Origin of the sequence: Thermococcus sp. (assembly GCF_027066465.1) — an archaeon.
GTDB lineage: Archaea > Methanobacteriota_B > Thermococci > Thermococcales > Thermococcaceae > Thermococcus.
Map to the genome: position 1 here is coordinate 1 of NZ_JAMONU010000080.1, position 8703 is coordinate 8703.

Genomic DNA, 8703 nt, shown 5'->3' on the forward strand with positions numbered 1-8703 from the left:
AGCTGTATCTTTCTTCTGTTGCAATAAGACTCTAGGAGAATTGAAAGTTTACAACCTTTTTTACACGAGACACGACTTCATAGGGTTGCAATAAGACTCTAGGAGAATTGAAAGGTAATCGATCAGAGCCTTCCCGCGAACAGCACTTGGGCGTTGCAATAAGACTCTAGGAGAATTGAAAGATCGGTGCTGAGGCTAAGGCGAGTTCTACGACTTCCTGTTGCAATAAGACTCTAGGAGAATTGAAAGTTCGCATAAAGGGACGTGGAAGGAAGAGCAAAACCGCGTTGCAATAAGACTCTAGGAGAATTGAAAGCCGTGCGTGGAAGCAATGCTGTCTGACTTCAAGCCCGAGTAGTTGCAATAAGACTCTAGGAGAATTGAAAGAGCGCGATGAGGAGCAGGTTAAAGTCCCGGTCCGGGTTGCAATAAGACTCTAGGAGAATTGAAAGAGAGGCACTATGGCGAAGAGGCCAACACTATTTGGGGTTGCAATAAGACTCTAGGAGAATTGAAAGGTGTTCATTTTGATTGGGAACACCCTCTGGCTAATCGTTGCAATAAGACTCTAGGAGAATTGAAAGCTATTACTCATCTTATTACTCCTACTACTGCCCCCTAGTTGCAATAAGACTCTAGGAGAATTGAAAGTTCAGGAATTCCTTAAGGCTTATGAAAAGGCCGTTGAGGTTGCAATAAGACCCTAAAGGGGAGCGCTGGGCGCAACCCTTAAATCCCCTACGCTTAATTTCCCCAAGGTGTTGGAAATGCGCGGAGACCTTATACGGATTCTAAGCTCTGTCGAAGAGAAGGCGAACGAGCTTAAGCTCGACGGCTTCAACCCGGACGTGGTTCTCGTCGGTGCCGAGGCCTACAGGTTCATAAGGGCGCAGGTCAACGAGGAGTTCGGCGGTGATGAGGAAGTCCTCGAGCTTTCCGGCCTCGTCGTGAGGATTGTTGACGAACTCGGCGGGGACGCGGTGGTTATAGACAGCAAGGCCCTCGGCTACGCCCCGGCCGCAAAGCGCTTCAGGGTCGTGTGAGCCAGGCCCTTCCGTCTCTCATCTCAACCCTCACGCCGGCCAGAAAGAGCAGGCCCAGCGAAACGGCCGTGACGTCGGCCAGACTGCCGGGGTTCCTCAGGTCGCCCTTCTCGGCCATGAACCTTTCAAAGGCTTCACCGCTGATTTCCCCCTTAACTGTCCTCTCGGCCATTCTCCTAACCAGCTCCGCTTCTTCATTTCCCGCTTTCCTCTCGATGAGCGTATCCCTGACCTCGCTCAGCAGTCTGAGGAAGACTCCAAGGATTGCCTCCTCAAGCGGACCCGGGAGTTTCTCCATGAGCCTCCCGAAGGTTGAGTAGGTGAGCCTGTATCCGGTAAGCCACTCCCTGAAGACTAGTTCCCTCTCGGCGCTCATCTCGGCGAGTCTGAGAAGGTTTATCCCGTCCCTGAAGAGTTCCTCAAAGGCCTTCTCCGAATAAACGTCGTACTCAACTCCCCTCGGAAGGCCCTTGGGGCTGGCCCTCCTAATCGCCCTGTAGAGCTCCATCGTGTCCCTCACGGTTGACTCCTCGATGAGGAGAAGGGCTTTAGTTCCGCCTTCTTCTATCCTCTCCGTCATGGACAGCCCCATTATCAGGGGTATCGAGAGGACTATCACTCCGAAGTTGGGGTTCGCGTCCTGAACGCGCCTGCTTGCCTCCACGCTCCTCCTGATTAGTTCGCCGATTCCGGCCTCGCTGGGCTTGATTAGACCCCTGCCGATGTCCCTTCCTCTTTTGGCGGCTTCGTGGTACACACCGGCTAGGGCAGGATACGCCGCGATGAAGCTGTAGAGGCTCAAATCCTCGAAGTCCCTGCGCCTGCTCACGTTTCCCGGCTTTGGAACGGCCGCTTCAATCAGGGGACCTGTTATAAACGCCCTGACGAGCTCCCATTCGTTCATTCACACCACCAGATATACGAGCAGATACAGGATGTAAAGGATGAGAACGACCCGTCTCAGCCTTCTGAAGCTCAGATAGAGGCCTGCCGCAATGAGTGTAACTCCCCAGAAGGCCCTTCTTATGGGCTCCTCATACCTGTACAGAACGTCCAGGAGTGCAGGGTGGAACTGCTGGAGCAGGAGGATTGCTCCCAGAAAAATGAGGATGAGTCCGATGCCCCTCATCTGCCCTCACCTCTGAGGAGGAGCAGTGAGCCAAGACCGAGCAACGCAAGCGCGAGAACGGTTCTAACTCCTATGCTGGTTGGAGCAACCGTCTCGACAAGCAGGAGGGCCCCCAGAACAAGCAGTATTATTCCGGCGAGTTTTTCCTCCTCTGAATCTGGCGTCACAATCTCTTTTACTTCTCCCACAATGCGCTCCGCCCTCTTTTCAACGTCTTCATCTTCTTCACCCTCTGAGGGCATTATGACAGCCGCGAGAAAGTAGAACACTGTCATTGCCACTGGATGGAATATGAACAGCAACAGGTAACCTAACCTGACGAGCACGGGGTCCGTGCCGAGGTATTCGGCTATTCCACCTAAAACTCCGAGGAGCACCCTGTTCTTACTCGAACGCCTCAGCTTCCTCTCCATACTCCATCCAATGAGAGTTGGACGGTTGGTCTAAAAACCTACCTCCTCTCAAAGCGGTTTCTTCAGCCTATGGTGACGTCGCCCATTACGTCGCTCAGGCTGACCTCGACGGCTGTGCTTTCCCTGTGGGTTCTCTCCGTAACGCTTCCCATGACGTCTTTTTCCTCAAGGACTACACCTGCTCCCCGTGGAACCGATATCGCGATATCTCCGACGACATTCCTTATCTCAACGCTCCCCTCGGCCTTTATCCTGATGCCCCCGACGACGTCGCTTATCCGGTAGCTGGCCCATTCCCTGCCGACGATTGTCCCAACGACGTCCGACATTTCCACACTGGTCGCTCTGGCCTCTATAAGAACGTTCCCAACGAGGTCTTGAAGGTTGATGCCCTCGAGCTTTCCGGGGACTTCGACTACAACCGTCCCGTTCCCGTATTCACTGCAGACGTTCCTCCTCTTAAAGAGGCCCGTTTTCTCCTCCGGGCAGTAGAGAATCAGCGCGTCCCCCTGGGCGCTTACCCTAACGGGCAGGTTGCTCTTCACGACTATCCCGCTCGTGTTTCCCTCGGCTATCAAAACGTTTGCCACAACGTCCCTTATCTCAAGCTCCGAGGCCGTAAAGGTTCCCACCGTGACGAGCCTTCCCGCGGTTTTCTTCGGAGAGGGCTTTATCAGGGCTTTTCCGCCCACGGACAGAACCAGCACGGCACCAACGAGCAGGAGAACAAGAAAGACGACAATGAGCACTCCCAGCAGTCCGCCCTTCCTCATGCTTCCACCATGAAAATATCTTCATGTTTCCCGTATAAAGTTTACGCGGAAAATTAAGAAAGCCAAAATTCATCGAAGCAGTTTGACGAACTCTCTCATCCAGGCGTATAAATCGCCGGGGTGCCTTGAGCTGACCCAGTTGCCGTCAACGACGACCGGCTCGTCAGCCCATTCCACGCCGGCGTTCCTCATGTCGTCCCTTATCCCCGCGTAGCTCGTTCCCTTTCTTCCCCTCAGAACCCCGGCGGATATTAAAACCTGCGGTCCGTGGCAGATTGTCGCAACGGGCTTCCCGTCCTCGAACATCTTCTTCGCTATGGCAACGGCCCTCTCGCTGAGCCTCACCCTCTCCGGCGCCCTTCCTCCCGGGAGAACGAGGGCGTCGAACTCATCCGGATCCACCTCGTCAAAGCTCAGCTGTGCCTCAACCGTGTAGCCGTGCTTTCCAGTAATCCTCCCCCGCTCGAAGCTCGCTATGTAAACCTCGTGGCCGTCCTCCCTGAGCCTGTGGAGCGGATAAATCAGCTCGACGTCCTCAAAATCGTTTGCACTCAGAAACAGAACCTTCACTTCCACCACCCCCTAAACGTTCAGAAGGATATATGGATGTCCGCTTATAACCCTAACTGGACAAAAATGGTCAGATTAGAGGGGAATTTCGGTGGTTTCCTTGTGGGTCTTCAGGACGACCATGGTGTGGGTTGACTCAATGCCCTCGATTTCCCCTATCCTGTCTAGGAACTCGTTCAGCTCCTCGCTGCTGCGCGTTCTGATTTTGACGAGCATGTCGTAGTCTCCCGTGGTCTCGTAGATTTCTCCAATCTCCGGGTATTTCATGAGCTCTTTGGCAACGTGTGAATACATCCCGGCGTGGGCCTTTATGAGGATGAACGCGAGGATTTTGAAGCCGAGGGCATCCGGGTCAAGGATTACCGTGAACTTCCTTATGACCCCCCTGTCCTTGAGCTTCTTTATGCGCTCGTATATCGTGGACTCAGCGAGCCCTACCTCCTTTGAAATCTCCCTCAGGGGGGTTCTGCTGTTCTTCTGGAGTATCATCAGGATTTTCCTATCCACCTCATCGAGACCGCTTCTCATAGCCTCACCACCACAGCGGAAAATTTTCGGCAATCCTTATAAATTTGCCGATTTGAGGTAACCATACTTTTATAAAAATCCGCCCATCTTTAGTCTTTCGGGAGGGGCCAGCGATGCCAACGAACGTGACGGCTGAATACCTCGCTGCAGAGGAGGAATACAGGAACGCAAAGACGATTCCAGAGAAGATTCGAGCCCTTGAGAAGATGTACGCAACGGTTCCAAAGCACAAGGGAACCGAGAAGCTCCGACTCCAGATAAAGAGAAGGCTCGCAGAGCTTAGAAAGGAGCTTGAAAGGCAGAGACAGCTCAAAAAAGGTGGCGGCGGTCCCTCAGTGGCGGTGAGAAAGGAGGGTGCCGCCCAGATAGTTCTCGTGGGTCTCCCCAACGTGGGCAAAAGCTCCCTTCTCAAGGCCCTAACCAACGCCGACGTTGACGTTGCCGACTACGCCTTCACAACCGTTCAGCCGATTCCGGGAATGATGCACCACAGGGACGTTCAAATCCAGCTCGTTGAAGTTCCCGGGCTTGTCGAAGGTGCCGCTTTGGGTAAGGGAATGGGACCGCAGCTCCTCAGCGTCGTTAGAAACGCCGACGCCATAGCGATAGTCGTTGACCTCACAAAAGACCCCCTCAGACAGATGGAGATTCTCTTGAGGGAGTTCGAGAGGGCCGGGATAAAGGTCAACAAGCGAAAGCCGAGGGTGGAAATCAAGAGAACGGCGATGGGCGGGATAGTAATCAACGGTCAGGAGAACATAAAGGGGGACATAAGCGAGGTCATGAAGATGCTCCGCGAGGAGCGCATACACTCGGCTGAAATTACCGTCAAGGAGCCCGTAACGCTTGAGGAGTTCGCCGATGCCATAGACGAGAGCCTCGTCTGGAGGAGGGCGATAATCATAGCCAACAAGGGTGACGCTCCCGGCAGTAAGGAGAACTACGAGAAGCTCGTTAAGGCCTACGGCGACCGCTTTAAAATAGTCCCAGTTTCTGTCAAGAGGAAAATAAACCTCGACAAACTCAAGGACGAGCTCTATGATTTGGCCGAAGTCATCCGCGTTTTCACCAAGAGCCCCGGCGAAGAGCCTGCCTATCCGCCGGTCGCCCTCAAGAAGGGTTCAACCGTCATGGACCTGGCCGAGAGGATTCACAAGGACTTCGCCAAGAACTTCCGCTATGCAAGGGTCTGGGGCAAGAGCGTGAAGTTTCCCGGCCAGAGGGTCGGTGCCGACCACGTGCTCGAGGACGGGGACGTGGTGGAAATCCATGCCCGCTGATTGCTGAACGTTTCTTCACCTTTAGTTCACAACTCAACGTTTATAAGCATCGGTGTATAAGGTCGAACGCGGTCTAAAATTTTTCGAGGTGGGAGCATGCGAAAGCTCGACCTTACCGAGAAGGACCCTTCTAAGAGAGTCACGATTTACTTTGAAGGGCAACCACTTGAAGCCTACGAGGGCGAGAAGGTTACCGTCGCACTCCTCGCGAACGGTATCTACTGGCTCACCACGAGCACAGAGGGCAGAAAGAGGGGCGCCTTCACCTTCGGCCCGGTCCCGATGGTGGTAAACGGCGTCAAGAACGTCAACGCGAGGAAAACAGCTGTAAAGGACGGCATGAGGCTCAAGAGGCAGGGCTACGGCGACTTCCAGGAGGAGGTAGAAATCGATGAGGGCAAACCCGTTCTCCGCTATGTTGTTGACGTGGCCGTTATCGGCGCCGGTCCGGCCGGCCTCGGCGTCGTCAAGGAAATCGGTGGAAGGCTCACGATGGCAATAATCGAGGAAAGGAGCTGGCTCGGTGGGGACTTAAGGCTTAAGGGCGTCGAGCAGGAGGGCTTTGGAAGGCCGGGAGAGGCTCTGAAGGAGCTTACCGATTTGCCAGAGAACACCCGCGTCTTCCTGAAGAGCGTCGCCATTGGAGTTTTCGACAAGGGTGAGTACTTCCTCGTGCCGATAGTGAGGGGCGACCAGCTTATTGAAATTCTTACCAAGCGAGTGGTTTTGGCCACTGGAGCGGTTGACAACATCATGCTCTTCGAGAACAACGACTACCCTGGCGTCTTCAGGAGGAGCGACGCGCTCGAAGTTATGAACGTCTGGGGAGTTGCGCCAGGAAAGAATGTCGCCGTCGTCGGGGCCTTCCCTGAGGAGCTGACGGCCGAGCTCGACCGCTGGGGGGTTGAGTACGTTGTGGTTCCCAACCCGAAGCGCGTTGAGGGTAAAGAGAAGGTCGAGAGGCTCATAGACGCAAACGGCAACGTTTACGAGGTTGACGCCGTCATAGTTTCCGACGGGAGAAGACCGGACATAAACCCCGTAACTCAAGCGGGCGGGAAGCTGTACTTCAAGCGCGGCTACTACCGTCCGGTTCTCGACTCAAGTCATAGAATCCGCGAGGGAATCTACGTTGCAGGCAGTGCGGTTTCGATAAAGCCCCACTACGCGAACTACCTTGAGGGACGGCTCGTCGGTGCCTACATCCTCAGGGAGTTCGGCTTCGAGGCCGAGCCCTGCATATACGAGGAGAGGCTCAAGAACTACGAACCGATAGCGGTTCCAGTCAACAGGCTTCCACTCGACGAGTTCAACGGCGAGGACGTCCAGATTTGCGGTTGCGACGTGACGCTTAGAAAGGTCGACGACGTGGTGAAGTCTGGCATCACCGACCTCCAGATAATCAAAAGGCTGACCCACCTCGCCATGGGCTTCTGCCAGGGACGCTTCTGCCTCTTCAACGGTGCCGTCGTTGTATCCCAGAGAACCGGAACGCCGATGGATAAACTCGACATTCCCGTCGCGAGGCCCCCGCTCAAGAACATCAAGATGAAGGTCCCCGCGAGGAGGGATTGAAGATGCCGGCGAGGGAACTTCCCGAGAGGAGCGAGATAACGATTATCGGTGGCGGAATAGTTGGCGTTACGATAGCGCACGAGTTAGCCAAGCGCGGTGAGGAGGTTACAGTAATAGAGAAGCGCTTCATAGGTTCGGGCTCCACCTTCCGCTGCGGAACGGGCATAAGACAGCAGTTCAACGACGAGGCCAACGTTCGGGTCATGAAGCGCTCCGTCGAGCTGTGGAAACGCTATAGCGAGGAGTACGGCTTCTCCTTCGAGCAGACCGGCTACCTCTTCCTGCTCTACGACGACGATGAGGTCGAGGAGTTCAGGCGCAACATCGCGATACAGAACCGCTTCGGCGTCCCGACGAGGCTCATAACGCCGGAGGAAGCCAAGGAGATAGTTCCGCTCCTCGACATCAGCGAGGTCATCGCTGCTTCCTGGAACCCAACCGACGGAAAGGCCGACCCGTTCCATGCAACCGCGAAGTTCGCAATGAAGGCCGAGGAGTTCGGCGCGAAGCTGGTGGAGTACACGGAAGTGAAGGACTTCATAATAGAAAACGGCGAGATTAAGGGCCTGAAGACGGGCAGGGGAGTTATTAGGACCGGTATAGTCGTGAACGCCACCAACGCCTGGGCCAAGCTCATCAACGCGATGGCCGGGATAGGCGTGAGGATTCCGATAGAGCCCTACAAGCATCAAGCTGTTATCACACAGCCCATAAGGAAAGGGGCTATTAAGCCCATGGTCATCTCCTTCAAGTATGGGCATGCATACCTCACCCAGACCTCGCACGGTGGCGTCGTCGGTGGGGTCGGCTACGAGCTCGGTCCGACCTACGACCTCAATCCAACCTACGAGTTCCTGCGCGAGGTGAGCTACTACTTCACCAAGATTATCCCCGCTTTGAGGGAGCTTCTAATCCTAAGAACTTGGGCCGGCTACTACGCAAAGACACCGGACAGCAACCCGGCCATAGGGAAAATCGAGGAGCTGAGCGACTACTACATTGCCGCAGGTTTCAGCGGGCACGGCTTCATGATGGCGCCAGCGGTGGCGGAGATGGTCGCCGACCTAATCACGAAGGGCAGAACAGACCTGCCGGTCGGGTGGTACGACCCGTACCGCTTCGAGCGCGGTGAGCTTCGCGGACAGGCGCTCCAGATGGGCTGATTTTCCTTAATTTCCACCCTTTTCTTATCATTTCGAAGGAAATTTTATAAGACCGTTGCCGCTTCTTCCATCGATGGCCAAGAGAGAGCTGGTTGTTACCCAGGGAAAGCGCGAGAAAACGCTCAAGCTTAAGAAGCTCCGGGTTAAGCGGAGGAACATCGTAATCTTTGCCCTAGCTATGTTCATCGCCAACGTTTCCTTCGGCATGGCCTTCCCCTATCTGAGCGTT

Annotated in this window: 10 protein-coding genes and 1 CRISPR repeat array; of the genes, 4 read left to right on the top strand and 6 right to left on the bottom strand. The window is 54.8% G+C overall.

Annotated features, from left to right (window positions below; translation table 11 throughout):
- Window positions 1-17: 17 nt before the first annotated feature.
- A CRISPR array of direct repeats spans window positions 18-719; the repeat unit is 30 nt; unit sequence GTTGCAATAAGACTCTAGGAGAATTGAAAG.
- Window positions 720-767: 48 nt separating this feature from the next.
- Entirely contained in the window at window positions 768-1043 is a 276-nt protein-coding gene (locus tag MVK46_RS03665; RefSeq protein WP_297535305.1) for a family 4A encapsulin nanocompartment shell protein, read from the top strand.
- On the opposite strand, the gene MVK46_RS03670 is transcribed toward MVK46_RS03665, so the two are convergent.
- From MVK46_RS03670 to MVK46_RS03695, 6 genes are all read right to left on the bottom strand, one after another.
- Window positions 1030-1947: a triphosphoribosyl-dephospho-CoA synthase gene (locus MVK46_RS03670; protein ID WP_297535297.1), complete on the bottom strand. Its 918-nt coding sequence runs from the start codon at window positions 1945-1947 to the stop codon at window positions 1030-1032. The genes MVK46_RS03665 and MVK46_RS03670 overlap by 14 nt on opposite strands.
- Window positions 1948-2172, bottom strand: a complete 225-nt coding sequence (locus tag MVK46_RS03675; protein ID WP_297535298.1) for a hypothetical protein — start codon at window positions 2170-2172, stop codon at window positions 1948-1950.
- Window positions 2169-2585, bottom strand: a complete 417-nt coding sequence (locus MVK46_RS03680; protein ID WP_297535299.1) for a PspC domain-containing protein — start codon at window positions 2583-2585, stop codon at window positions 2169-2171. Before MVK46_RS03680 ends, MVK46_RS03675 begins: the two co-directional genes overlap by 4 nt.
- 62 nt (window positions 2586-2647) lie before the next feature.
- Window positions 2648-3358 (bottom strand): hypothetical protein, encoded by a 711-nt coding sequence (locus tag MVK46_RS03685; RefSeq protein WP_297535300.1) that lies wholly within the window; start codon window positions 3356-3358, stop codon window positions 2648-2650.
- Window positions 3359-3427: 69 nt separating this feature from the next.
- Complete coding sequence (pfpI, locus tag MVK46_RS03690; RefSeq protein WP_297535306.1) at window positions 3428-3928, bottom strand: deglycase PfpI; 501 nt, start codon at window positions 3926-3928, stop codon at window positions 3428-3430.
- Window positions 3929-4003: 75 nt separating this feature from the next.
- A complete protein-coding gene (locus MVK46_RS03695) occupies window positions 4004-4456 on the bottom strand; it encodes an Lrp/AsnC family transcriptional regulator (protein ID WP_297535301.1) in 453 nt (150 codons plus the stop codon).
- Window positions 4457-4569: 113 nt separating this feature from the next.
- Here MVK46_RS03695 and MVK46_RS03700 point away from each other — a divergent pair, with 113 nt between their 5' ends.
- The 3 genes from MVK46_RS03700 to MVK46_RS03710 all read left to right on the top strand — a co-directional run bounded on the left by MVK46_RS03700 (window position 4570) and on the right by MVK46_RS03710 (window position 8474).
- Window positions 4570-5736 (top strand): GTP-binding protein, encoded by a 1167-nt coding sequence (locus tag MVK46_RS03700; RefSeq protein WP_297535302.1) that lies wholly within the window; start codon window positions 4570-4572, stop codon window positions 5734-5736.
- Window positions 5737-5832: 96 nt separating this feature from the next.
- Window positions 5833-7311, top strand: coding sequence for an FAD-dependent oxidoreductase (locus MVK46_RS03705; protein WP_297535303.1), 1479 nt, complete (start codon window positions 5833-5835; stop codon window positions 7309-7311).
- A gap of 2 nt (window positions 7312-7313) precedes the next feature.
- Window positions 7314-8474 carry an FAD-binding oxidoreductase gene (locus MVK46_RS03710; RefSeq protein ID WP_297535304.1) on the top strand — a complete coding sequence of 387 codons (1161 nt, stop codon included), beginning with the start codon at window positions 7314-7316 and terminating at the stop codon, window positions 8472-8474.
- Window positions 8475-8703 lie beyond the last annotated feature (229 nt).